Genomic DNA, 25,287 nt, shown 5'->3' with positions numbered 1-25,287 from the left:
GAGTTTATTAACTCTTAACAGGGTGATAAATAACCCTATAAATAACGCACTGTTACTCTGAGGGAAAACAATGAAAAATCTGGAGGCCCTGGTCATCTTTGCGCGGGTAGCGGAAATGAAGAGCTTTACGCAGGCGGCAGAAAGTCTGGGGATCCAGAAAGGACGGGCTTCATTGGTGGTTCGTGAACTCGAACAGGAAATTGGCGCGACGCTTCTGCACCGCACAACGCGAACGGTGCAGCTGACTGAGGATGGCCGGGCTTTTTATACGCGTGCCTGCGACCTGCTTTCAGACGCAGAAGAATTACACTCAATGTTCTCGCATGGCGAGAGGTCACTACGGGGACGGATACGCATCGATATGCCCGCGGTGCTGGCGCAAAGTGTGATCCTTCCCGCGCTGCCGCCGTTGCTGGCAGCACATCCGGAACTGGAGATCGAGCTTTCCAGTACCGATCGCCGGGTCGATCTGGTTCAGGAAGGATTTGATGCGGTAATTCGCCTGGGACCGATCGTTGATGAGACGCTAATTGCCCGGCCACTGGGTCAGCTGCGCATGATCAACGCAGCCAGTCCGGACTATCTGGCGCGCGTCGGCGTGCCACACTCGATTGACGATCTGCTGAATCAGGGACACAGAATGGTGCATTACACGCCAGTTTTTGGTGCTAAGCCGGAGGGATGGGAGTATCCGGCGGGTGAGGGCTACACATCGCTGATGCTGCCCGGTGCCATGCGGGTCAATAGCGTACCGGCTTATCATGAAGCCGGGATTGCGGGTCTGGGCTTAATCCAGGGCGGTTATTCCACGCTCGCGCCCGATATCCAGCGCGGTGCGCTGGTTGAGATCCTTCCCGATCTGCGCCCCAGGCCGCTCAACGCCTTTTTTGTCGTTGCGCACCGGCGAAATTTATCGCGCCGCGTCAGGGCATTTATGCAGTGGACTGAAGAGATTTTAAAACCTTATTTTGACTGATCCCACAGTGATCCCCGCGACAGGAAAGAGGATGCGATCGGTCTGTTTCGGGGACAGCGCGGGCGTAGTCAGCATAGGCATACCGTATTCAGGCTGCTACGTTCAACGCATCTGTTGAATTTTACATCTGTGAGAAAAACAGCAAGGGCATCGCCTGCTCGCTGAAAGGCATACAATTTTACCGCGAAGGCGGCGTAGCAACCCTGGATGACTTCAATCCGTTGGGCGATACCGGGCACGAATTCGCCTGATGGTTACCCGTTGTTGATACCTTAATTGCCTCTTACTAGTTCATACACAGTATAAACTTTCGAGGGTAAATTGATGGCTATCGTAACCGTGAAAAATGGGGCAACAGCCCGGCTATCCGGTTAACTGCAGATGTCATGCGCGCGGCTAATCTCAACGTTGACGCCGTGTTGAAATCACGGTAGTTGAGGGACAACTCACTGTTCGGCCGGTTAAGAAACGCCCAACACTCGCGGAATTAGTTGCACGAATCACGCCGGAGAATATGCACGACGCTGTCGAATGGCGCGCGCCGGTCGGAAAGGAAATTAACGAAGGGTAAAGCGCTATATTCCTGCCGCTGGTGATTTAATCTGGCTTGATGTTGACCCGCAAGCAGGACACGAACAGGCGGGACATAGACCCGCCGTCGTTCTGAGCAGCATAAGTTACAATGCAACCGGTGTTTTAATCTGTGTGCCTGTTACAACGAAACTTAAAGGCTATCCGTTCGAGGTTGAGCTTGTTGGTGATGTAAGAAGCGCTGCACTGGCCGATCAAGTCTGTCATAAGGACTGGAAAGCGCCTGGTGCTAAGTTTATCCGTAAGGTTGAACCTGACGAACTCGAAGAGATCCGCGAACTGGCGCAAATCCTGATAAGCACAGATTAAGCTTCTGCCTGAATAAACCCGCTACGGCGGGATTTTTATGGGTCAGCTGTGAATACGCTGTAATGGTCTGTAGAAACCGACTTCCTCATTCCAATCCTATACGCCTCACCCCGCTACGCAGCACAAGCCGAAATAGGTAGGTTTACCTGTTTGCCGGCAAAATAACAGCCTATCGCCTGTTTATTAAAGTTTATTAATGGTTAGATCTGTGGCTGCTAGTCGCAGGCCCTGACGGGACAACCTTATAACCGGTATAGAGGGTTCTTAATTCAGCACGTTCAGCGCAACAGGCATAGCAGCCCCGTTTTGCATTATCTATCCGGACATAACTTATCAACGGATCGGTAAAGAACAGGCCAGTCAGTTTTTCAGCTCAGGGCTGATTAAAGATCAGGAGCCGATCAGCCGATAAACACCGATGATTCCTGCTGATCCTTAATGTCGTCACAGATGATTTTCCGCACCGTCCGGCTGGCAACCTGGCATCGCCGTAACGGCTGAAGCCATTGCTTATGACTGCTATTCGTCTGACCGAACCCCTTAGCGAAGCCTCTTCATGGCGGGCGGGGCGATCCTGTCGTCTGCAACGATCAGTTCTACGCTTGTTTAGTCACGTCAGCCAACAACGGAGCCGACCACCATGAACACCGTGATCAAACCTGATTTCTCCGCTGTCTGGTCCACGGATGCCCAGGGCATCTGCATCGCCAGTCAGGAAAGCCCGACTGGCCTGCTGCCCGCACTGAAAGGCGTCACTCTGAGTGCATGGCTGAGACTCGCCCAGGCGGATGATGATGCCAGGATCGCGCTGCAACTGACTTCGGCGCTGGAAGGCGTGAAACCTTTTCACATTGAAGTGCCGATCCACTGTCTGGACGGGACAACACGGCATGTGGTGGTGTCAGGATTGCCGGGCGGCCAGTCACCGGCTTCATGCCTGCAGTATAACGGTTTCATTCTGGATATCAGCGCACAGCGCAAAGCGCTGGCGGAGGCGATGCGTACCGCAGCGGAATACCGGCTGTTGATTGAAAACAGCACTGACCTGATCGCGCATTGCGACAACGAAGGCAGGTACGTTTCGATCTCGCCCTCTTACAGTGAAATGATCGGCTGGTCAGCCGATGAGATCATCGGACAGCGGGTGGTGGATTATCTGCATCCGGATGACCGCGCATCCGCGACAGAAGAACTGGTGCGTCTCTTCAACGGAGGAACGCTGCCGGATGTGGTTGAGGTACGCAAACTGCATCGCGACGGCCACTACATTACGCTTGGCACCAGGGCGTGCGGCGTCAGCGATCCCGCCACCGGCCGTAACCTTGGTGCCGTACTGGTTTCGCGCGACATCACGCGCGACAAAGAGAGGATCCGCAAACTTGAAAAGCTGGCGACCCGCGACGCACTGACCGGCTTACCTAACCGGGCCTGGATCAACGACCAGGTGGGCTGCATGCTGGCGCAGGACGACGATCTGGCTTATACCGCAGTGCTGTTTATTGATCTGAATGGCTTCAAGGCGGTGAATGATTCTCTCGGCCATGCCACCGGCGATGCCTTGCTGCAGCAGGTCAGCGAACGGCTGCAACACTGCATGTGTCCGGGCGACTCGGTGGCCCGGCTGGGCGGCGATGAATTTTTAGTGGCAGCGAAGTGCAGCAGCAGAGAAACAGCGTCAGCCATCGCGCAGCGCATTCTGGAGAGCCTGAATAAACCCTTTGCGATCAACAGCAGGGATCTCCGCATCGGGGCGTCAATTGGCATCAGCCTCGCCCGGTTCGGGACCGCATCGGCCAAAGTGTTAGTTGAACAGGCCGATAGGGCGATGTACCAGGCGAAAGCGAGCCGTGATGGATCATACCGGTTTTTTGAGCCGGAAACGCTGCCGTCACAGGAATAGCCCGCTTTGCCTTCAGCCCTTATTAGCGACAGTTCGCCCGCCATGCCCGTTTATAGCCTCTCTCCTGTCCTCACCGCCAGCTCTGTCGCCGCCGCCTGAAATCAGCCGAAGTGAAAACAGAGCATCAAAACAGCCTCCGGATTATGATACTTACCGGCTGTCGGCGCCATCTTGCGCGTGTCGCTCAGCAGCGGTAACCTGGTTGCCGTGTAATTATCTTCGAAACAACAGGATAGCGTGAATTTTGCTTGAGAAAATCTCTGAACTGAAGGATCAGCCTAACGGGAACGCGCCCCCGGTGCGGTTATTATTCAGCGCGCTGCTGCTGGTGATGTTGCTGGCGGCGCTGGATCAGACCATTGTTTCCACGGCACTGCCGACCATCACCGGCGAACTGGGTGGACTGGATCGGCTGTCATGGATCGTCACCGCCTATACCTTGTCATCGACCATTGTGGTGCCGCTGTACGGTAAATTCGGCGATCTGTTTGGTCGCAAGCGGGTGTTGCAGATTGCGATCGTGCTGTTTCTGCTGGGTTCCGCGCTGTGTGGCCTGGCGCAGAATATGACGCAACTGGTGCTGACCCGCGCCCTTCAGGGGCTGGGCGGCGGCGGGCTGATGGTGGTCAGTATGGCGGCAGTGGCCGATGTGATCCCGCCGGCCGAGCGCGGAAAATATCAGGGCCTGTTCGGCGGCGTCTTCGGGCTGGCGACGGTGCTGGGTCCGCTGCTGGGCGGCGCGATTGTGCAGCATGTCTCCTGGCGCTGGATCTTCTATATCAATCTGCCGCTGGGGCTGTTCGCCCTGCTGGTGATTGGCATCGTTTTTAATGCTGGCGGCAAACGTACCCGGCATGAAATTGATTATCCGGGCGCGGTCTTCCTGAGCATGGCGCTGGTCGGCATCACCCTGTTTACCAGTGAAGGCGGCACCATCCGGCCGTGGTCCGACCCACAACTGTGGTGCATTCTGGCGTTGGGTCTGATCGGCTGTATCGGCTTCATTTATGAAGAACGACGGGCGTGGGAACCGATTATTCCGCTGTCGCTGTTTCGCAACCGCAGCTTTGTACTGAGCAGTCTGATCGGCTTCATTATTGGCATGTCACTGTTTGGCAGCGTCACCTTTTTGCCGCTCTATCTGCAGGTGGTGAAAGGATCGACCCCAACCGAAGCCGGTCTGCAACTGCTGCCGCTGATGGGCGGCTTGCTGACCACCTCGATTATCAGCGGCCGCATCATCAGCAAAACCGGCCGCTATCGCCTGTTCCCGATCGTCGGCACCTTGCTGGCTACCGTCGGGCTGGCGCTGATGGCCACGATTACGATTACGTCGCCGCTGTGGCAGTTGCAGTTGTTCAGCGCCGTGCTGGGAATGGGGCTGGGGATGGTGATGCAGATTCTGGTGCTGGTGGTGCAGAACAGCATTGAACCGGCGATGACAGGCGTCGCCACCTCATCGGTAACGCTGTTTCGCTCGATTGGCGGCTCGATTGGCGTGGCGCTGTTTGGCACCATTTTCAGCCAGGTGCTGAAATCGCAGCTGGAAACGCTGATACCGGCCGGAACCGTCCTGTCGCCGGCGATCTCACCCGCGGCGCTGAATCAGCTGCCGGTCGATATCCGTCACGATTATTTGCAGGCGTTTGGTGCGGCGATTCACGCGGCGTTTTTGATGGCGGCCTGCGTTATGGTGCTGGCCTTTATCCTGTCGCTGCTGATGCGTGAAGAACCGCTGATTAAAAGAAAACAGGGCTGAGGAGTTGCACGGCGCAGCCCGCCGTGCAGCGTTTTTTAGCGATAGAAGGCCGGTTTTGCCGCCATCTTAACCGGAACGATATCACCAGAGTTTTGGGCGGCGACGCAGGCATCAGCCGCCACCGCCGCGGCATAGCCATCCCAGGCTGAGGGACCGCTCATCTCGCCCGAGATCACGTTATTAATGAATGCCTGCAGCTCGACGTCATAGGCGTCGATAAAGCGCTTCTTCCAGTCGGTCAGGATGGTGGTCGAGAGTTTCGCCGCGCTGCGCAGCTGCACCGACATCGGTTCAGGCAGACGGGCAATACCGCTTTCACCCACCACCTCACACTGAATGTCGTAGCCATATTCACAGTTCACGAAAATTTCGACGTCGATACGCGCGCCTTTGGTGGTTTCCAGCAGCACGATTTGCGGATCGCGCAGGTGTGACGAAGCCTTACGGGTTTTGCGCGGGAAGATCACCTGCACGCTGGCATAATCATCGTTCAGCAGCCAGCGCAGCACATCCAGTTCGTGGATTAGCGTGTCGGTGATCGCCATATCGGTGGTGTAGCTGTCGCCGACTTCCGGGTTACGGTGCGCGCAGTGCAGCATCAGCGGTTCGCCAATCTCACCGCTGTCGATCACCGCTTTCAGCGCCCGATAGCCGCTGTCATAGGGCCGCATAAATCCGACCTGCACCAACTGGCGACCGGCTTTGATCTCCGCCTCAACGATATTCATACAGCCTTCGGCGGTGACCGCCAGCGGCTTCTCACAGAAGACCGCTTTGCCCGCTTCGATCGCCGCCAGCACAAAGGCTTCGTGCGTCGGACCCCAGGAGGTCACCAGCACCGCATTGACCTGCGGATCGTTGATCAGGTCAATGGCATTGTCATAGATACGTGCTTCCGGAGTGAGCTGATCGACAATCTGCTGGCAGTTTTCACGATTGATGTCGTTAAGCGCCACCACGCGCGCATTCTGTAATACCGTGCTGCAGCGACGGATGTGTTCGCGGCCGATAGCGCCGGTGCCGATTACGCCAATATTGATAGTCATGATGCTTCCTTAATCAGGCTGAATGGTTCAGCAGGTGAATGCTGTTACGAATTTCGCGGGCGATCTCTTCTTCCTGCCAGTTATTCATCACCGATGAGAACGGCTCGAACGCATAAAGGCCGGTGTAGCCTCTCTTTTCCAGTTGCTCAACCTGCTGCTTGCTGCGTAAGCGGTCGTCAGCGCTGAGCATGATGCGTTCTTCGTCGGTGAGCTGGGCGACCGGACGCGGATCGGTGACGCCAGAGAGATGAACCAGTCCGATCTGCTGCACATCAACGCCCTGTTCGAACGCTTTTTCCGCATCCTCATAGAGATGATGATGAAAGGTATCAATCAGCAGCCGGAACGGGACACCTGCTTCTTTGATCAGCGTCTGCGCCAGTGCTGCCGAGCGCAGCGAACTTTGCGGAAAACCTAACGGCTCAACCAGCCCCTGAATGCCATAGTCGGCGAACAGCGGGGCCAGAGTTTGCAGCGCCGTCACGGTCTCCGCCGCGCTGATCGGCGTGCCGTCATTAAGAGGACAAAGCACCAGAGAGGCTGCGCCGACGGCCTGAGCATCGCTCAGCAACTGGCGGGTGCGTTGTAGCAGATCCTCGCTGAGCTGGTTGAAGGGGTAAACCGCGTTGATCGTGACAATTTCAATGCCGGACTGACGTGCCAGCGCGTTAACCTCTTCACCGGTCAGATCGTCGGTCACGCGCCCGCTTTTCATGTCGTTGCGCAGTTCAACTTTATTCAGACCCAGCTGCGTCACCAGATTAAAAAAGCGTTCAATGCTCAGATTGGGGGCAATTTTGCGATTAACACAAAAGCGCGAGGTTGCAATAGATAAGGTCATAGCGATTTCCTGAAAGTCATGTGTGCGTGATAATTGGGTGAACAGCCATCGGTTATTCACCCGTTAAACGTCGATATAGCCTTTCTTTCCGTCATCAGGCGAAAGTGATATCTCTGCGTGCTCCATGCGGCGGCATTATTTTTTGCCGTTATAAAGCGCGTAGAAATAGTGCTCTACCTGCTCAAGACTTCTTCCTTTGGTTTCAGGAATAAACTTCAGAACAAAAAGGGAACCGCCGATACCGATGAGGGCAAATATCAGGAATGCGCCGGACAGGCCAAAGGCGGCTAATAACAGCGGGAAAGCCATCGAAATCGCGAAATTGGCAATCCACAGTGAAAACACCGCGCCGCCCATGCAGATGCCGCGCATCCTGGCCGGGAAGATCTCCGACAGCAGCAGCCAGGTCACCGGCGATAAAGCTCCTTGCTGAAAGCAGAGAAACATCAGCATTCCCGCCAGCACCAGCCAGGCGCGCAGCAGGTTAACGGCACCGTGCTGATATTCCGGCATCAGCCAGCAGATCAGCCCGATAAAGAACAGACAGCAGGTACAGCCCATCTGACCAATCAATACCAGCGGACGACGGCCCGCTTTGCCGATCAGCCAGATACCGACCAGGGTCATCACCACCGAAATCACGCCGTTCGCAATGGTGGCAAACAGGGCGGCATCGTTGCTGAGTCCGGCAGCGGTCAGCATGGTCGGCGCGTAATACATAATGGTATTGACGCCGGTCAGCTGCTGAATCGCGGCAATCCCGATGCCGAGCAGGAATATTTTCATCAGCCACGGCGTTGCCAGATCGCGCAGCCGGCCTTTTCCCCGCTGACGGTTCTCTTCAATCGTCTCTTCAATCTCTTCGAGTTCCCACTCCACATCCTCAGCGGCGCGGGTTTTCTCTAATACTTCGCGGGCCGCCTGGCTGCGGCCTTTCATCACGTGCCAGCGCGGGGTTTCCGGCATAAATATCATGCCGATCCACAACAGAATGGCGGGCACAATCGACAACGCCAGCATCCAGCGCCAGGTATTTTCACCGCCCCAGATATCGTTGAAGGTGGCGTTAGAGATGTAGGCCAGCAGTTGTCCGCTGACGATCATCAGCTCCTGTAAGGTCACCAGCTGGCCGCGCTTGTTGGCTGGCGCGATCTCTGCGATGTAAACCGGCACCGTGGCCGCTGCACCGCCTACTGCGAAGCCAAGGAACAGGCGTGAGGCGATCATCCATTCCACGTCCGGGGCGATAGCCGATCCCACTGCACCCAGGGCGAAAATCAGCGCCAGCGCGATAATAATGCGTCGGCGTCCAAGGCCATCTGCCAGATGACCGGCGGCCAGCGCACCAAACGCCGCACCAAACAGCAGCGAACTGGTCACCAGTCCGGTGGTCAGGGGAGTGAGATGAAGATCGCCCCGCATAAACAGCAGTGCGCCGGAGACCACGCCGGTATCGTAGCCAAACAGTAATCCGCCCAGCGTCGCCACCAGCGCAATAATCTTCACAAACGGCTCGGTGCGGGTGGCGCTATTCGGGCCGGATGCCGGGTTCGACGAGATATACAGTTCTTTTTCCATGAAAACTCCAGGTAAAAACAGGCCAGGTCAAACGTCAGAATAGAAGGAGCTTTCACCCTACTGATATTTATATTTCGGGTTAAATTATATTTGGAACTTTGTTTTCATTTTGTGAGCTCAAGCCTTCTGGCTATTTTATTTTGATGGGATTCCATCAGTCGCTGAATAACTTCATTGAATTTACGCCATTTATTTCACGGAGGCATAAAGAGTGGCGGCAAAAAATAAAGTGGAGAAGGGGGGCTGAAAAGAGAATGGAATTGTCTTAATGGCAAGTAAATAGCATCAGGATGAAATAAACATCCCGAATGCTGAGAAAAAAATTAATAACCGGGCGACAGAATACCCGGCGGCGTCAGCTTAGCGGATCACCAGCCCGCTCAGGGCAGAGAGCAGGGCATCGACTTTCGGCAGGAACTGTTTGCGACGGGGCCACACTACGCTCAGCGTCAGCCCGTCGGGTTGCAGCTGAGGAAGAATAATCTCCAGCTCCCCGGCAGCCACCGCATGGCGAATCAGCCACGAAGGCATTTGCGCCACGCCAAGACCGGTTGTAACCGCCTGCATCTGTGCATCCACATCGCCTAAGGCCATCCGAAATGGCACATCCCGCCAGTTTGGCTGCCCATCTTCGGTGGTAAACAGCCAGGGTTTTATGGAGCCGTCGACGCGTTCATAGAGGATGGCGCGGTGATTCAGCAGCTCTGTTTCGTTATGCGGCCGGCCTTCACGATCCAGATAAGCAGGCGCGGCGCAGAACAGCATCTGCTCACGGCCCATATTACGCCAGCCGAGTGAAGCAGGCAGATCGGGCGCACCGCCAATCCGTACCGCCACATCAACCCCTTCATCAAACAGGTCGATGAAGCGGTCGGAGAAACTCAGGCTGAGCGCCAGTTCCGGATGCTGCTGACAGAACGGCATCAGCAATGGCATCACGTTCAGCCGGCCATAGGTGTTCGGTACCGCCAGCCGTAACCGTCCGGAGGGAATGGTGCGCTGCGCCGCCAGCACCGCCTCGGTTTCGGCAAGATCCTCCAGAATACGCAGGCAGGTCTGGTAGTAGGCGCTGCCTGCATCGGTTAGTTGCAGGCTGCGGGTAGTGCGCTCCAGCAATCGGGAGCCTAATCTTATTTCAAGCCGGCTGACACTTTTGCTCACCGCCGAGCCGGTGACATGCAGTCGCTCCGCGGCAGCGGTAAAGCTGCCGCACTCCACGCTGGCAACAAAAGGCAGGATATCTTTGAGGCGCTGATCGTGCATCGATTAATGAACTCAGGTTGAGAATGCTGTGAATTAATGCCAGAGATAAGAATTGGATTCTCTATTAGGCTTAGCATTACGCAAAACGAGGAGAAATCAAATGAAAAAACAGGCTTTGATTGTGGGTATCAGCGGCGTTATCGGCCGGGCACTGGCGGACAAGCTGCAGCAGGAGGGCTGGGAAGTGACCGGCCTGTCACGCGGACGCGGCGCCGTGCCGGAAGGCGCGACCAGCCTGACCGCCGATCTGACCGATGCGGATGCGGTGCGTGAGGCCCTGAAGTCAGTGAAACCAGATGCGCTGTTCTTCAGCGTCTGGGCGCGTCAGGAAAATGAAAAAGAGAACATCCGGGTCAACGGCGGCATGGTGCGCAACGTGATCGAGGCGCTGGGCGAGCGGCTGAAGGGCGCGCACGTCGCGCTAGTAACCGGTCTGAAACACTACCTGGGGCCGTTTGAAGCCTACGGTAAAGGCGCAGTGCCGGTGACGCCGTTCCGTGAAGAGCAGGGCCGTCAGCCGGTCGACAACTTCTATTATGCTCAGGAAGATGAGCTGTTTGCGGGCGCGGAAAAGTATGACTACCGCTGGAGCGTTCATCGTCCGCACACCATCATTGGTTACGCGGTCGGCAACGCGATGAACATGGGCCAGACGCTGGCGGTTTATGCCACTCTGTGCAAAGAGAAAGGCTGGCCGTTTATCTTCCCCGGCTCACCAGAGCAGTGGAATGGCGTCGCCGATATGACCGATGCGGGTCTGCTGGCCGAGCAACTGCACTGGGCGGCCACCTCACCCGCGGCGGCCAATCAGGATTTCAACGCCGTAAACGGCGATGTGTTCCGCTGGAGCTGGATGTGGCCGAAACTGGCTGAGTATTTCGGTATAGAGGCTGCCGATTTCCCGGCGCAGATGATGCCGCTGGAAGGCCGGATGCAGGAGGCGGCCAGTGCGTGGCAGGAGATTGCCCGGCAGCACCAGTTGCGTGAAGCGGATGTGAGCAAGCTCGCCTCCTGGTGGCATACCGATGCCGACCTGGGACGTCCGATGGAAGCCTTTACCGACATGAGCAAAAGCCGCAAAGCTGGCTTCACCGGCTATCGCAGCACGCTCGACTCCTTCACTCAGCTGTTTGATAAGCTGAAAGCGGAAAAAGTCATTCCGCAGTAATCACACAGGTGCCGCATCAGGCGCCTGTTCTGTTTCTGGCGGATGGCTATACTTCGGCTCTCGCTCAATGAACAGAGGAACTGAAATGATGGCGACATGTTTTATTATCGGCGCGGCCGGAAAAGTTGGCCTGCGACTGACGCGTCAGTTGAGCGCTAAGCAGCACGCGGTTTCGGCACTGCATCGTAAACCGGAGCAGGCTGCGACGCTGCAGGCGGCGGGTGCGCAGCCGGTAGCTGGCGATATTCAGCAGCTGACGGTTGATGCGCTGGCGCAACAGATGGCCGGTCACGAGGTGGTGGTTTTCACCGCCGGTGCCGGTGGCGCGGGTATTGCGTTAACCAACGCGATTGACGGCGATGGCCTGGATCTGGCGGTCGCGGCGGCGGAGCAGGCAGGCGTACCGCGCTTTATTCTGGTCTCGGCGTTTCCCGATGCCGGTCGCGGTAAAGCGATATCAGAAGGCTTCGAGAACTACATGCGGGTCAAACGGCTGGCGGATGCGCGGCTGGTGGCGAGCGGGCTGGAGTGGGTGATTCTGCGTCCGGGCACGCTCACGGATGCCGCGGGCACCGGTCGGGTAAAGGCCGATCTGGCAATTCCTTACGGTGAAATCCCGCGTGATGATGTCGCGGCTACGCTGGTCGCCCTGATTGAAAATCCGGCGATCAAATATCAGATAATCGAGCTGACCACCGGCGATCAACCGATTGAAGCGGCGCTGCAACGGCTGCAACGGCTGCAGCGCGGTTAAAAAAAGCCCCGCTTGCGGTAGCTTGTCAGTTAAGCGACAGGTGATAACGCAGTCTGGTGCCGCTCAGGGGCTGGCGGTCCTCGCGCCGCTGCGCGGTTCCTTCACGTCATTCCTCTGCCTGACGGACCGCCGGGGATGGCACATCCTGTGCCGCCCCGACTTTCGTCCGCGTCCTGCGGGCTCTCCTGGCAGACTCATTCTGTTCAGCGCTGCGGATTGCCTGCCCCTGATCGGCCCCAGCCTGCTCTGAAACTTCAGTGCGTGCTGTTAAAAAGGGCACGGTGGTGGAAGCCTGGGCGCCTCTGCTGCTGAAAGGGCTATCCGCAGCGCTGAGGCGTGACGTTGGGCCAGAACGCCACGCCGGGAAGCGTGGAGAGTTCGGGGCCGGCCAGGGAAGGCCGATCCCCGAACGGTTCGTCGGCACGACGTCAAAGCCGAAGGTACCGCGCAGCGGCGCAAGGACGGCCCGGCAGCAGCAGAAGTGCTCTGGCCCGCACTCCGGCACGCTCGCGCAGAAAAAAAGCTGCCACGTCTGACCGTGACAGCCTTTGCACATTTAACCTTAACTGACGAGCATTACCCGCTTGCGGGGCTTTTTTATTACTTCACGCATTTCGCGCAGTGTTGACGCTCGATGTGCTGGAAGAAATCGTTCCCTTTGTCATCCACCAGGATAAAGGCCGGGAAGTTTTCCACCTCAATTTTCCAGATCGCTTCCATCCCCAGTTCAGCATACTCCACGCATTCCAGATGCTTGATGCTCTGTTGCGCCAGTACCGCAGCCGGGCCACCGATGCTGCCCAGATAGAAACCGCCATGCTTCTGACAGGCATCGGTCACCTGCTGACTGCGGTTACCTTTGGCCAGCATGATTTTGCTGCCGCCGTGCGCCTGCAGCAGATCAACGTAAGAATCCATCCGGCCTGCAGTCGTCGGGCCGAGCGATCCTGAAGCGTAGCCTTCCGGGGTTTTGGCCGGGCCTGCGTAATAGACCGGATGATCTTTCACGTACTGCGGCAGACCTTCACCGTTATCAATGCGCTCTTTCAGTTTGGCATGGGCAATATCACGCGCCACGATGATGGTACCGGTCAGCGACAAACGCGTAGAGACCGGATAAGCCGACAGCTGCGCCAGGATCTGCTCCATCGGACGGTTCAGATCGACATGAACCACTTCACCTTCACCCTGCTGACGCAGTGCTTCAGGGATCAGACGACCTGGATTAGCTTCCAGTTTTTCAATCCAGATGCCGTCGCGGTTGATCTTCGCTTTGATATTGCGGTCTGCCGAGCAGGAGACGCCCATGCCGATCGGGCAGGAGGCACCGTGACGCGGCAGGCGAATCACGCGGATATCATGGGCGAAGTATTTACCGCCAAACTGTGCGCCGAGGCCCAGTTGCTGCGCGGCTTCCAGCAGTTCCTGTTCCAGCTGAACGTCGCGGAACGCCTGACCATGCTCATTACCTTCGGTCGGCAATCCGTCGTAATAGTGGGTCGATGCCAGCTTGACGGTTTTCAGGGTGCTTTCGGCCGAGGTTCCGCCAATCACAAACGCGATGTGGTAAGGCGGGCAGGCGGCGGTACCGAGGGTACGCATTTTGTCGACCAGGTAATTCTTCAGCTTGCCAGGGCTAAGCAGCGCCTTGGTTTCCTGATAGAGATAGGTTTTGTTGGCAGAGCCGCCGCCCTTGGCGATGCAGAGAAACTTATACTCATCGCCATCCACGCTGTAGAGATCAATCTGCGCAGGCAGGTTGGTGCCGGTGTTGACCTCGTTATACATATCCAGCGCCGCATTTTGTGAATAGCGCAGGTTATCTTCGATAAAAGTGTTATAGACACCCTGCGACAGCGCGGCTTCATCGCCACCACCGGTCCAGACCCGCTGGCCTTTTTTACCCATGATGATGGCGGTACCGGTATCCTGGCAGGTTGGCAGTACGCCTTTGGCGGCGATTTCGGAGTTCCTTAAAAACTGCAGCGCGACATATTTGTCGTTGTCGCTGGCGTCCGGGTCGTCAAGGATCGAGGCGACCTGCTGCTGATGCGCCGGACGCAGCATAAATGAGGCATCGTGGAACGCCTGCTGCGCCAGCAGTGTCAGGGCTTGCGGTGCCACTTTCAGCACTTCCTGACCATCAAATTCAGCGACTGAGACGTGCTCGCGGCTCAGCAGATAGTATTCGGTATCCTCGTGGGTAAGAGGAAAGGGGTTCTGATAGAAGAAAGGTTTGTTCGACATTTTTTCTCACTTAATGACCAGCTGAACCGTCGCGAAGGGCTGCGAGGGTCAACATCATCGGCGAATTAATCGTTTATTATATTTACCCGCCGCCGGGATGGCGGCGGGTAAGGTGTGGAATGGTATCTTATAACGCGTTGATCTGCATGTTAACCCGGTCAGAACATCCACACCATCCACGGATAGGCAATCAGCATCATTGAAGCCAGGAAGATGGCACCGAAGATGGTACCCAGACGCCAGTAGTCTTTGGTAGGCAGATAACCGCTGCCGTAGTAAATCGGACTTGGACCGGTGCCGTAAGGCGTGATGATGCCCATCACACCGAGTGAGGTACACAGCATCAGACAGAAGACTGGCATGTTGATACCCGGAATAGATGCCGCAATGGTCAGCATGGCCGGTAACAGTGCGGTGGTGTGCGCAGTGGTACTGGCGAACAGGTAGTGCAGCAGGAAGAAGGCGATTAACAGCACCACGGCGGAAACCTGCGGGTCATATCCCTGTAACAGCATGCCGCCTTCTTTACCTAACCAGGCGATGAAGCCGACACGGGCCAGACCATCGGCCAGCGCGACCAGGGTTGCGAACCAGGCAAAGGTGTTCCAGGCCGCTTTGTTGCTGGTGATGTCATTCCAGTTCAGTACGCCGGTCCACAGCATCAGGATAATCACCAGCAGTGCCGCCATCGCCGGCTCGATCCAGGCCGTCGCGAAAATCCACATCAGCAGGGCACAGACAACAAATACCAGCAGCAGGATTTCGTTACGGGTCAGTTTGCCCAGTTTTTCCAGTTCTGAGATTGCCCATTTTGGCACTTCATCATTGATTTTTACTTCAGGCGGATAGAACCAGTAAGCCAGCAGCGGCATGGTCAGAATCAGTAACACACCCAGCGGCAGGAAGGCGAGGAACCACATTCCCCATGAGATATCGAAACCGATAACGCTTTTCACCAGCGCCAGTGCTAACAGGTTCGGTGCCAGCGCAGAGAGGAACATTGAGCTGGTGATACAGGCCGCTGTAATGGCAACCCACATCAGATAAGAACCGATTTTACGTGCGCTCGGATCGTTAGGTTTAGAGCCGTACAGTGGCGGCAGGTTAGCAATAATCGGGTAGATGGTGCCGCCACTGCGCGCGGTGTTGGAAGGCGTAAACGGTGCCAGCAACAGGTCAGCAAAGGTAATGGCGTAGCCAAGCGTCAGGCTGCGGCGGCCCAGATATTTCACCAGGATCAGCGCCAGCCGACGACCAAACTGGGTTTTGTCGTAGCCCGCAGCGAACATAAAGGCACCGAAAATCAGCCAGACGGTAGAGTTACCGAAACCGCTGACCGCCCACTTGAACGACTCACCGGCGAGTTTGAATTTCGGGTTAGCCAGCTCCGCCGGACTGAACAGCAAAAACTGACTGAACAGGGCGATGACGACGACACCGGTCAGACCGATCACCGCGCCAGGCAGTGGCTCAAAAATCAGCCCGACAATCACGCCGACAAAGATCGCGAAGAAGTGCCAGGCGTAGGGTTCGAGCCCGGCAGGAACCGGCACCAGTAGCAACAGCACCGCGACCAACACCGGTAAGGCAAGCATGATAGCTTTCTTTTTTCCCGCCGCAGCAGGGGCTGCTTTGGGCGGTTCATTCACAGCTGAGAGTGGTTTCATAGTATTTGTCTGCAAGTTGAGAAGAATGCGATTATGCGCCCCGATCGATCACTGACTGCTTTCTTTATTATTCTTAATAACGTGAATAAATCGTGACGCCGTTATTTTTTTGCCTGACAGCTGCAAGAGTAAGCAGCTTTTTAAATCAATGTGAATATGATGCGATTTCTGAAAATATAGATTTTTGATCCAGATCAATAAAATTAAATCGTTATTCCTGATTTTTAACATTTATTTTTAATTTATATCTCGCCGCTGGACCTTTCACGCTTTTTGTGATGCGGATCGGCAATCAGGTTACCGTCTGACTCACAAGCCTATGTTATAACTCCTTGATATGCAATAAAATGTTTTTAAAGTAAACGAAGGGTTGATTTTTGGTAACTCATGGTTAACAATTAATATAACTTCTGTTATTGTTTTCAGCAAATAAAAACTCTAAACCGTTTAAAAGTTTAAAAAGTAAATTTATCGCTTATATAAGCAAAGAAAATGGTATATTTAACCCATGACATCGGACCACTTAATTAAGCGATACTTTGCGTCCGCTAAAAATTTTCAGGCTTTTAAATTTTGGAGTTTATCGTAATGAATACTCTCACCCCGATTCTCACTCCCCTCACCCTTCCTGGCGGCGCGGTACTAAAAAATCGTTTAGTCATGGCACCGATGACCACCTGCACCGGTTTTTATGACGGCACCGTGACCAGCGAGCTGGTGGAATATTATCGTGCGCGCGCCGGCAGTATCGGCACCGTGATTGTCGAATGCTGCTTCATTGATAACCGTGGCCCGGCGTTTCCCGGCGCGATTGCCATCGACAGCGACAATAAAATCCCGGGACTGAAACGCATCGCTGACGCCATCAAATCAGAAGGGTCAACCGCGATCCTGCAGATTTATCACGGTGGCCGCATGGTGGAACCGGAGCTGATTGGTGGTAAAACGCCGGTGGCCCCCAGCGCTATCGCGGCACCGCGTGAAGGTGCAACCAAACCGCTGGCACTGAGCGCTGAAGAAGTCGAAACCATGATCACCAAATTTGGTGATGCGGTGAACCGTGCGATCAAGGCGGGTTTTGACGGGGTAGAAATTCACGGTGCCAATACCTATCTGATCCAGCAGTTCTACTCGCCAAACTCTAACCAGCGCGATGACAAGTGGGGCGGCAGCCGCGATAACCGCGCACGTTTCCCACTGGAAGTGCTGGAAATCACCCACAAGATGGCAGAGCGTTTTGCGCATAACTCCTTCATCATTGGCTACCGCTTCTCGCCGGAAGAGATTGAAGTACCCGGCATCCGCTTTGACGACACGCTCTATCTGCTGGAGAAACTGGCGGCGCGCGGGCTGGACTATGTCCACTTTTCGGTGGGTCAGCTGCTGCGTCCGTCGATTGTCGATACCCAGGACCCGACGCCGCTGATTGAAAAATTTGTGGCGATGCGTTCGCCGGTGCTGGCAAAAGTGCCGGTGATTGGGGTTGGCGGGGTAGTGAATAAATCAGATGCCGAGATGGCGCTGGAAAAAGGCTATGACCTGGTTGCAATCGGTAAAGCCTGTATCGCCTATCCGGACTGGACCGACCGCATCGTCAATAATGAGCATCTCGATCTCTACATCGACAGTAACAAACGCGAAGAGCTGCAGATTCCGGAACCGCTGTGGCGCTTCTCGCTAGTTGACGCGATGATCCGCGACATGAGCGAGTCAGGTCGCAAATACAAAGCCGGTGTTTATCAGGAAAAAGTGGAAGCCGAAGCGCTGAAGCTGAAAATCAACGTCACGCTGGATACCGACCGTATTACCGATATTTCGCTGGTCCCGGATGACACGCTGGATGTGGACTTCACCACCACCTTTGAGAACCTGCGTAACCGCATTCTGGTCGCCAACAGCCCGCATGTTGATGCGATTACCGGCGCCACGACGCAAAGTGAAGCCCTGAAGAAAGCCGTATCGCGCGCCCTGACTCATTCCAGCAAAGCGCACGTTATCGAAGAGGGCGGAAATCCTAACGCACCGCAGAATTACGATGTGGTGGTGGTGGGCAGCGGGGGCGCTGGCCTTGCCGCAGCCATTCAGGCGCATGATGAAGGTGCGCGGGTGGTCATTATCGAGAAGATGCCGACCATTGGCGGTAACACCATTAAAGCCTCAGTCGGGATGAACGCCGCGGAAACCCGCTTCCAGAAACTGAAAGGCATTGAGGACAGCAAAGAGCTGTTCTACGAAGAGACGCTGAAAGGCGGCAAATTCAAAAACAATCCGGTGCTGCTGCGTGAGTTCGTGGACCTGGCACCAGAAGCGATTGAATGGCTGGCCGACCACGGTATTGAACTCAATGACATCACCATTACCGGCGGGATGAGCATCGACCGTACTCACCGTCCGGCAGACCGTTCTGCCGTCGGCGGATTCCTGATCAGCGGGCTGGTGAAGAATATCAACAGCCGTAACATCGAAGTGCTGCTGGAAACGTCGGTGGCAGAAATCCTGTATGAAAACGGGGCGGTTGCCGGGGTAAAAGTGGTTGATGAGTACAACGACAGCCGTATCCTGAATGCCAAAAGCGTGATTGTCGCGACCGGCGGCTTCAGCGCTAACCGTGAACTGGTGGTGAAATATCGTCCTGAACTGGATGGCTTTGTCACCACCAACCACAAAGGCGCAACCGGTAGCGGTATCGCCATGCTGACCAAAATCGGTGCCGGCACGGTGGATATGGGCGAAATCCAGATTCACCCAACGGTAGAACAGACCACCTCTTATCTGGTTTCAGAGTCAATTCGTGGCGGCGGCGCCATCCTGGTGAGCCAGGCTGGACAGCGTTTCTACAATGAAATGGAGACCCGTGACAAAGTCTCGGCGCAGATTATCGCGCTGCCAGAGAAAAGTGCCTGGATCGTGTTTGACGAGCAGGTACGGATGAACAACAAAGCGGCCGATGAGTATATTGCGAAAGGCTTCGTGGTGAGCGCACCGACCGTGGGTGAACTGGCGGTGAAACTCAATATGGAACATCGCGCGCTGGAAGAGACGCTGGCCCGTTACAACGGCTTTGTCATTCAGCAAAAAGATGAAGACTTTGGCCGCCAGACGGCGCTGCGTCATCCATTAAGCGAAGGTCCGTTCTACGCGATTCGCGTTGCGCCGGGCGTCCATCACACTATGGGCGGCGTCACTATCGACACCACCACGGCGGTACTGGATAGCCAGCAGCAGGTGATTAACGGCGCCTGGGCCTGTGGGGAAGTGGTCGGCGGCATTCACGGCGCTAACCGCATCGGCGGTAACGCAGTCGCCGATATCATTATCTTTGGCATCCTGGCGGGCGGTAACGCGGCAGCCTACGCGAAACGTTAAACGCTCTCTCCGGCATCTGCGTCCTGCGGATGCCGGTTTTTCCTCTTCAAAGCAGAGTCGCCTATGTTAACTGATGCGCGTGTCTATGCTTACTCCGCGGTTCTGATGGGTTCGCCCATTCTGCTCAAACTGTTTGAACACAATGAACCCCTTGCCGGACAGGTTTTCCGCCTGATTAAACAGCAGGAGAACCTGTTTACCGTCAATCGTGCCGGTTCTGAAGTGATGGCGATTAACCAGGCGGCGGGTCAGCATCCGGTGGCGGTCAGTCAGCCGGTATTCGATCTGATCGCCTGCGCCCATGCTGTCAGCCTGCTGCCCGATAGCCGGTTCAACCTCGCGATTGGTCCGCTGGTGAAGTGCTGGAAAATTGGGTTTCAGGGCCATAGCGTGCCGCCTGCGGCGTCATTGCAGGCCTGTCTGGCACTGACCAATCCGCATGACGTGATGCTTGATCCGGCGACCCACAGCGTCATGCTGGCGAAAGCCGGGATGGAAATTGACCTTGGGGCGATCGCAAAAGGCTACATCGCCGATCGGGTGCAGGCGTTTTTGCGTCAGCAGGGAGTAAGCAGTGCGTTGATCAATCTCGGCGGTAACGTGCAGACGGTCGGCTCGCCGCAGGAGGAAGACTCAGCGGGATGGGCAATTGGCCTGAAAAAACCGTTTGGTGCGCCAGATGAACTGATCGGCGTGATTCACGTTGCCGATAAATCGGTGGTGACGTCCGGTATCTACGAACGCTTTTTCGAGCTGGATGGCGTCTGCTACCACCATATTCTTGATGACCGCAGCGGTTATCCGCTCGATAACGAACTGCTGAGCGTGACGGTTATCTCTGACCGCTCAATCGATGGCGATATTTACACCACACTGCTGTATGGCATGGGCGTGGAAAAGGGAATTGCCTGCCTCGCCGATCAGCCTGATATTGAGGCGATCTTTGTGACCCGTGACAAGCAGATCATCTGCTCGTCACAACGTCACTTTTCCTTCCAGCAACTCGATCCTCATTACCGGCAGGCTTACTGACAATATTGCTTCAGCAGGGTGTGATATTCCGGCTGTAAGCGATAACGATAAACCGGTCTGCCGGTTACGCCATAGTGAATGCTGGTGAACAGAATATTAATCTGCGCCAGCCAGATCAGGTATTTACGGCAGGAAACCCGTGAAATATTCACCTCTGTTGCCAGCTCATCGGTGGAAAACTCGGTACCCGGATGCGCATCGATCCACAGGCACAGCGTACGTAACGTCTGTGGCGTCAGACCTTTTGGCAGCCGTTTCTGTTCACTGGCGCCAGGCGGGTTGCCGTGCAGCAGCTGATCCACATCTGACTGCTGGTAAAACTGGTGATTATCCATCAGCGCTTTTTTCTGCCGCCAGCCGGTCAGCGCCTCTTCAAAACGGGCAAACTGGAACGGTTTAATCAGATAATCCACGACGCCATAGTTGAGCGACGTTTTGATAGTGGCCGCATCCGCCGCTGAGGAGATGATGATCACGTCGACAGGCCGCCCGGCGCTGCGCAGTTCCGGCAGCAGGTCCAGACCGTTCTCCTGCTGCATATAGATGTCCAGCAGCACCAGATCAACCTGCGAATCAGCCTGTAACAACTGCTCTTTGGCCTGCTGTAACGTCGACGCGGTGCCGCAGCAGGTAAATCCGGCGATCTGAGCGATATAACAGCGATTCAGCTCGGCTACCATAGCATCATCATCGACAACTAAAACATTGATCATTCGACTTTTATTCCTCTCTCCCACGGGAGTTGCACTAAGAACTGGGTGAACACACCAGGCTCGGACTCAACGCTGACATTACCGCCCAGACTTTCGGTTTGCTGCCTGACCAGGAACAGCCCCACGCCACGATCGTCGCCCTTTGACGAGACGCCACGTTCAAAGATGGCGGCGAGCTGCGACCCGTCAATGCCGGGCCCATCATCACTGACTTCACACGCCAGCCAGCCATTCTGGTAATGCAGCATCAGGTGGATTTCACCTTCGGTTTCCGGGGCCAGCGCCTCAAGTGCGTTTTCGATTAAATTACCCAGCACGGTAATCAGTACGGCGCTCTGTTGTTCACTGCCGCAGTCGGGCAGAAAACTGGCCTCATCGATAATCAGCTGGTGCCCTTCATCGGTCACCCGACTGATTTTGCTTAACAGAAAGCCCGCAATCACCGGTGATTTGATCTTCTGTATCAACGAACCGATTTCGGTCTGGTAGTTATTCGCCGTTTTCAGGATGTACTCTTCCATCTGCGCATAATTTTTCATGTGCAGCAGCCCCAGAATCACATGCAGCTTATTCATGAATTCATGGGAGCGTTCACGCAACGCATCGACATAGTTTACCATGCCGTCCAGACGCTGCATCAGCTGGCTGATTTCGGTTTTATCCCTGAAGGTGGTTACTGCGCCGATAATGCGTTCGCCGCTGCGTACCGGCACGGTATTGCTGATCAGAATACGGCCGCCGAGAGTCAGCTCTTCGTCATGCCAGGCTTTGCCCTGGTGCAGCGCATCCTGTTGATGACTGTGCATCACGCTCTCTTCCGGCAGGCGATCGCCACTGAGCATGGTTTTGCGGGTCGTTTCATGCAGCAGCTGTTGCGCGGCCTGATTAATCAGGCTGACGCGTGACTGGTCATCCACCGCAATCACGCCCTCTTTAATCGAATTGAGAATGGCCTGACGCTGCTCAAACAGGCTGGAAATTTCATGCGGTTCCAGCCCCAGCAAAATGGTCTTGAGCCGTCTGACCAGAATATAGATGCCCAGCAAACCGACAAGGGTGCCAAATAAGACGGTCCAGACAATGTTCCAGCGACTTTTTGCTATCTGCGCTGCCACATCATTGAGTGAAATACCGATAGCCACAACGCCAATTTGCTGATGACGGTCGTTAAAAACCGGGGTGAAAACCCGCAGGGCCTCAACCAGTACGCCGTGATTAACCGCGACATTTTCCCGGCCAGTCAGCGCCGGATTAAGATCGTCACCAATGAAATGTTTGCCAATCGCATCGGGATTAGGATGCGAAAAGCGGATGCCGCCCATATCGGTAACCACCACGAACAGCAGGCCGTTACGTTTGCGCGCCGCTTCGGCAATCGGCTGGATCAGCGTCTGACCGTCCGGGCGTCCCAGTCCGCGCTGGACCTCGGGGCTGTCTGCCACCGTACGTGCTACCGCCATCGCTTTATCTTTCAGGTGCGACTGGGCGAAATTATCGATCTGAATGAAATAGAGCAGATGGACGCACAGCAGGACGGTAAAAATCACCGCCGTCATCATCAGCGTGGTCAGCGTGCTGAGCTTCATCGGCCGTCGGTTAAGGGCGTATCGTTTATGTGACTGGATTTTCATGAGCGTTCGGTACGGGTAAGGGTATCGCCAGGAAACATACGCTAAGACGCGGCACCAGTACAGGATTAGCCGCGCGCGTGGCAGTAAAAACAGCGGCACAATATTTGCCTTAGGGGATTGAATAATTCAAAGCACACCCTTAATGTGTGGTTAAAATAGATAGCAAATTAAGTAAGCCTTTTGTAATTAAATTAAGGCGGAAATGCTATTTTTAATTTTATAACTATTTTCACATTAACTCATAAATAACATTATTTTAAACTTTGAGGACTTTTTTTAACCAGTGTTATTAAGTTAACAGTAGATTGCATAATGATTAGATCAACCAAAGTTATTCCTGCACTTTCCCTCGCGGCCTTGCTTGTTTCTTCAGCTCTCCACGCTGAAACTTCACCAGAGAAAACCGACGTACTGTTAATTGGCGGCGGCATCATGAGCGCCTCGATGGGGACCATGCTGGAAGAGTTACAGCCAGGCTGGAAACAGATCATGGTTGAGAAACTGGACGGTGTGGCGCTGGAATCCTCAAACGGCTGGAACAATGCCGGGACCGGTCACTCGGCCAACATGGAGCTGAACTATACGCCTGAGCGTAAAGATGGCTCGATTGACGTGACGAAAGCGCTGGAAATTAACGAAGCCTTTATGGTGTCGCGCCAGTTCTGGACCGCTCAGGTTAAAGAAGGCGTCCTGCACGATCCCCGCAGCTTCATCAACTCTACGCCGCACATGAGCTTCGTCTGGGGCGATAACGTCGACTTTCTGACCAAACGCTACGCGGCACTGCAGAAAACGGCGCTGTTCCAGGGCATGAAGTTCTCCACCGATCACCAGCAGATCGCTCAGTGGGCACCACTGGTGATGGAAGGCCGTGATCCGCAGCAGAAAGTGGCTGCGACCTGGACACCGGTCGGTACCGACGTTAACTACGGTGAAATCACCCGTCAGCTGATCGGCAGCCTGAAGAAAAATGACAACTTCCGTCTGGAAACCTCCTCTGAAGTGACGGACTTCAAACGTAACGGCGACAACTCGTGGCACGTTACCATCAAAGATGCCAAAAATGGCAATGAGCGTGCGGTTGACGCCAGGTATGTCTTTATCGGTGCCGGCGGCGGCGCGCTGAAGTTACTGCAGAAAACCGGCATTCCTGAAGCTGAAAACTATGCAGGCTTCCCGGTAGGTGGGTCGTTCCTGGTAACCGAAAACAGCGCGATTGCCGATCGTCATCTGGCAAAAGTGTACGGTCAGGCTTCCGTCGGCGCACCACCGATGTCGGTTCCGCATCTGGATACCCGTTACCTCGATGGCAAGCGCGTCGTGCTGTTTGGGCCGTTCGCGACGTTCTCGACGAAGTTCCTGAAAAATGGTTCGCTGTTTGATCTGCTCAGCACCACCACTACCCACAACGTGATCCCGATGACGCACGTTGGGATGGATAACTTCGACCTGGTGAAATATCTGGTGGGTCAGGTGATGCTGACTGACGATGACCGCTTTGCTGCGCTGAAAGAGTACTATCCGGATGCGAAGAAAGAGGACTGGAAACTGATTCAGGCCGGTCAGCGCGTCCAGATCATCAAGAAAGATGAAGAGAAGGGCGGCGTGCTGAAACTGGGCACCGAAATCGTGACCGATCAGCAGAAAACCGTTGCTGCACTGCTGGGTGCATCACCGGGTGCCTCTACTGCGGCGCCAATCGCACTGAACGTGATGCAGAAACTGTTCCCGGAAGAGTTTAAGTCAGCCGAATGGCAGGCGAAGATTCACAAAATGATCCCGGGTTACGGCCAGAAACTGAACGACAACGTTCCGCTGCTGCAGCAGGTCTGGAATGACACGGCATCAACGCTGCAACTGACCACCCCGCCGGTGATCCATATGGATGGCAACGCGACCGCAGCGCCAGCAGCACCGGCTGAGAAACCGGCCGCTTCACCACAACACGATATGGCGCTGTAACAGCCGCTTAATCGTCAAAAAGCCCGCGCCGGTTAGCCGACGCGGGCTTTTTTTATTCCTCCGGCAACCGCGATTATTCCGGCTTGTTGCCACGCCAGCCCGCCCAGGGGTCCTCTTCAGCCGGCGGTGTTGCGTCAGTTTTCTCATCCAGCGACGCCAGATAGAGTGCTTCGACTTCGGCCCGCGCCCACGGCGTGCGGCGCAGAAACTTCAGGCTCGATTTCACGCTGGGATCGCTTTTGAAACAGTTAATGTTGATGCGTTTACTCAGTTCAGACCAGCCATACTGTGCAACTAAATGGTTTACCTGCATTTCGAGCGTGACGCCGTGCAGAGGATCTTTTGAGGTGTGTGCGTTCATGGTTTATCCGCCCGGTTCAGTTAATTGCGCACATCCTGACGATCGTCGCGCCGGAGTGCAAGCCTCCCAGGCGAAAAAGCGGAGCATCCGCCAGCCATCTCACCTTTTATGTGGCTGAGTTAA

Annotated in this window: 18 protein-coding genes and 1 pseudogene; 10 read left to right on the top strand and 9 right to left on the bottom strand. The window is 55.4% G+C overall.

The genetic code is table 11. The features are described from left to right. The first annotated feature begins 70 nt into the window (after nt 1-70). The 5 genes and pseudogenes from WFK59_RS15155 to WFK59_RS15135 all read left to right on the top strand — a co-directional run bounded on the left by WFK59_RS15155 (nt 71) and on the right by WFK59_RS15135 (nt 5,535). On the top strand, nt 71-976 hold the full coding sequence (locus WFK59_RS15155) for a LysR family transcriptional regulator (RefSeq protein ID WP_336756223.1): 906 nt from the start codon (nt 71-73) through the stop codon (nt 974-976). A gap of 386 nt (nt 977-1,362) precedes the next feature. Beyond that, nucleotides 1,363-1,547: pseudogene (locus WFK59_RS15150) on the top strand (type II toxin-antitoxin system antitoxin MazE). A gap of 8 nt (nt 1,548-1,555) precedes the next feature. After that, on the top strand, nt 1,556-1,876 hold the full coding sequence (mazF, locus tag WFK59_RS15145) for an endoribonuclease MazF (RefSeq protein ID WP_336756354.1): 321 nt from the start codon (nt 1,556-1,558) through the stop codon (nt 1,874-1,876). A 640-nt stretch (nt 1,877-2,516) separates the two neighbouring features. Then, nucleotides 2,517-3,776 carry a diguanylate cyclase domain-containing protein gene (locus WFK59_RS15140; RefSeq protein ID WP_336756222.1) on the top strand — a complete coding sequence of 420 codons (1,260 nt, stop codon included), beginning with the start codon at nt 2,517-2,519 and terminating at the stop codon, nt 3,774-3,776. A gap of 298 nt (nt 3,777-4,074) precedes the next feature. Beyond that, a complete protein-coding gene (locus tag WFK59_RS15135) occupies nt 4,075-5,535 on the top strand; it encodes an MDR family MFS transporter (protein ID WP_262287739.1) in 1,461 nt (486 codons plus the stop codon). A 35-nt stretch (nt 5,536-5,570) separates the two neighbouring features. Here WFK59_RS15135 and WFK59_RS15130 read toward each other — a convergent pair whose 3' ends face one another. The 4 genes from WFK59_RS15130 to WFK59_RS15115 form a co-directional block, all read right to left on the bottom strand. Continuing rightward, on the bottom strand, nt 5,571-6,581 hold the full coding sequence (locus WFK59_RS15130; protein WP_233988686.1) for a Gfo/Idh/MocA family protein: 1,011 nt from the start codon (nt 6,579-6,581) through the stop codon (nt 5,571-5,573). Between the two features lie 13 nt (nt 6,582-6,594). Further along, nucleotides 6,595-7,422, bottom strand: a complete 828-nt coding sequence (locus WFK59_RS15125) for a TIM barrel protein (RefSeq protein ID WP_336756219.1) — start codon at nt 7,420-7,422, stop codon at nt 6,595-6,597. A gap of 135 nt (nt 7,423-7,557) precedes the next feature. Next, a complete protein-coding gene (locus WFK59_RS15120) occupies nt 7,558-9,000 on the bottom strand; it encodes a sugar porter family MFS transporter (protein WP_233988688.1) in 1,443 nt (480 codons plus the stop codon). A gap of 360 nt (nt 9,001-9,360) precedes the next feature. After that, nucleotides 9,361-10,263: a LysR family transcriptional regulator gene (locus WFK59_RS15115; protein ID WP_233988689.1), complete on the bottom strand. Its 903-nt coding sequence runs from the start codon at nt 10,261-10,263 to the stop codon at nt 9,361-9,363. Nucleotides 10,264-10,363: 100 nt separating this feature from the next. Here WFK59_RS15115 and WFK59_RS15110 point away from each other — a divergent pair, with 100 nt between their 5' ends. Continuing rightward, entirely contained in the window at nt 10,364-11,431 is a 1,068-nt protein-coding gene (locus WFK59_RS15110) for an SDR family oxidoreductase (protein ID WP_233988690.1), read from the top strand. Between the two features lie 88 nt (nt 11,432-11,519). Next, nucleotides 11,520-12,185 carry an SDR family oxidoreductase gene (locus WFK59_RS15105; protein WP_336756352.1) on the top strand — a complete coding sequence of 222 codons (666 nt, stop codon included), beginning with the start codon at nt 11,520-11,522 and terminating at the stop codon, nt 12,183-12,185. Between the two features lie 600 nt (nt 12,186-12,785). Here the strand turns inward: WFK59_RS15105 and fumA are convergent. Together fumA and WFK59_RS15095 are read right to left on the bottom strand one after the other, a co-directional pair. Next, nucleotides 12,786-14,432: a class I fumarate hydratase FumA gene (gene fumA, locus WFK59_RS15100; RefSeq protein ID WP_233988693.1), complete on the bottom strand. Its 1,647-nt coding sequence runs from the start codon at nt 14,430-14,432 to the stop codon at nt 12,786-12,788. A gap of 158 nt (nt 14,433-14,590) precedes the next feature. Beyond that, on the bottom strand, nt 14,591-16,099 hold the full coding sequence (locus WFK59_RS15095; RefSeq protein ID WP_233988694.1) for an anion permease: 1,509 nt from the start codon (nt 16,097-16,099) through the stop codon (nt 14,591-14,593). Between the two features lie 588 nt (nt 16,100-16,687). On the opposite strand from WFK59_RS15095, the gene WFK59_RS15090 reads away from it, so the two are divergent. Both WFK59_RS15090 and WFK59_RS15085 read left to right on the top strand, forming a co-directional pair. After that, nucleotides 16,688-19,465 carry a flavocytochrome c gene (locus tag WFK59_RS15090; RefSeq protein ID WP_233988695.1) on the top strand — a complete coding sequence of 926 codons (2,778 nt, stop codon included), beginning with the start codon at nt 16,688-16,690 and terminating at the stop codon, nt 19,463-19,465. A 63-nt stretch (nt 19,466-19,528) separates the two neighbouring features. After that, a complete protein-coding gene (locus WFK59_RS15085; protein WP_233988696.1) occupies nt 19,529-20,497 on the top strand; it encodes an FAD:protein FMN transferase in 969 nt (322 codons plus the stop codon). Here the strand turns inward: WFK59_RS15085 and dcuR are convergent. Beyond that, nucleotides 20,491-21,210, bottom strand: coding sequence for a two-component system response regulator DcuR (dcuR, locus tag WFK59_RS15080; RefSeq protein ID WP_233988697.1), 720 nt, complete (start codon nt 21,208-21,210; stop codon nt 20,491-20,493). The genes WFK59_RS15085 and dcuR overlap by 7 nt on opposite strands. Then, nucleotides 21,207-22,841 (bottom strand): sensor histidine kinase, encoded by a 1,635-nt coding sequence (locus WFK59_RS15075; RefSeq protein WP_442956313.1) that lies wholly within the window; start codon nt 22,839-22,841, stop codon nt 21,207-21,209. Before WFK59_RS15075 ends, dcuR begins: the two co-directional genes overlap by 4 nt. Nucleotides 22,842-23,153: 312 nt before the next feature. Between WFK59_RS15075 and mqo the strand changes: the two genes are divergently transcribed. After that, on the top strand, nt 23,154-24,803 hold the full coding sequence (gene mqo / locus WFK59_RS15070) for a malate dehydrogenase (quinone) (protein ID WP_336756214.1): 1,650 nt from the start codon (nt 23,154-23,156) through the stop codon (nt 24,801-24,803). Nucleotides 24,804-24,876: 73 nt separating this feature from the next. Here mqo and WFK59_RS15065 read toward each other — a convergent pair whose 3' ends face one another. Beyond that, entirely contained in the window at nt 24,877-25,164 is a 288-nt protein-coding gene (locus tag WFK59_RS15065) for a VF530 family DNA-binding protein (protein WP_233988700.1), read from the bottom strand. Between the last annotated feature and the right edge of the window lie 123 nt (nt 25,165-25,287).

Source organism: Pantoea sp. USHLN298, assembly GCF_037149395.1.
In the GTDB taxonomy this organism is placed as follows: domain Bacteria; phylum Pseudomonadota; class Gammaproteobacteria; order Enterobacterales; family Enterobacteriaceae; genus Pantoea; species Pantoea astica.
This window is presented reverse-complemented; position numbering and strand designations above follow the sequence as displayed.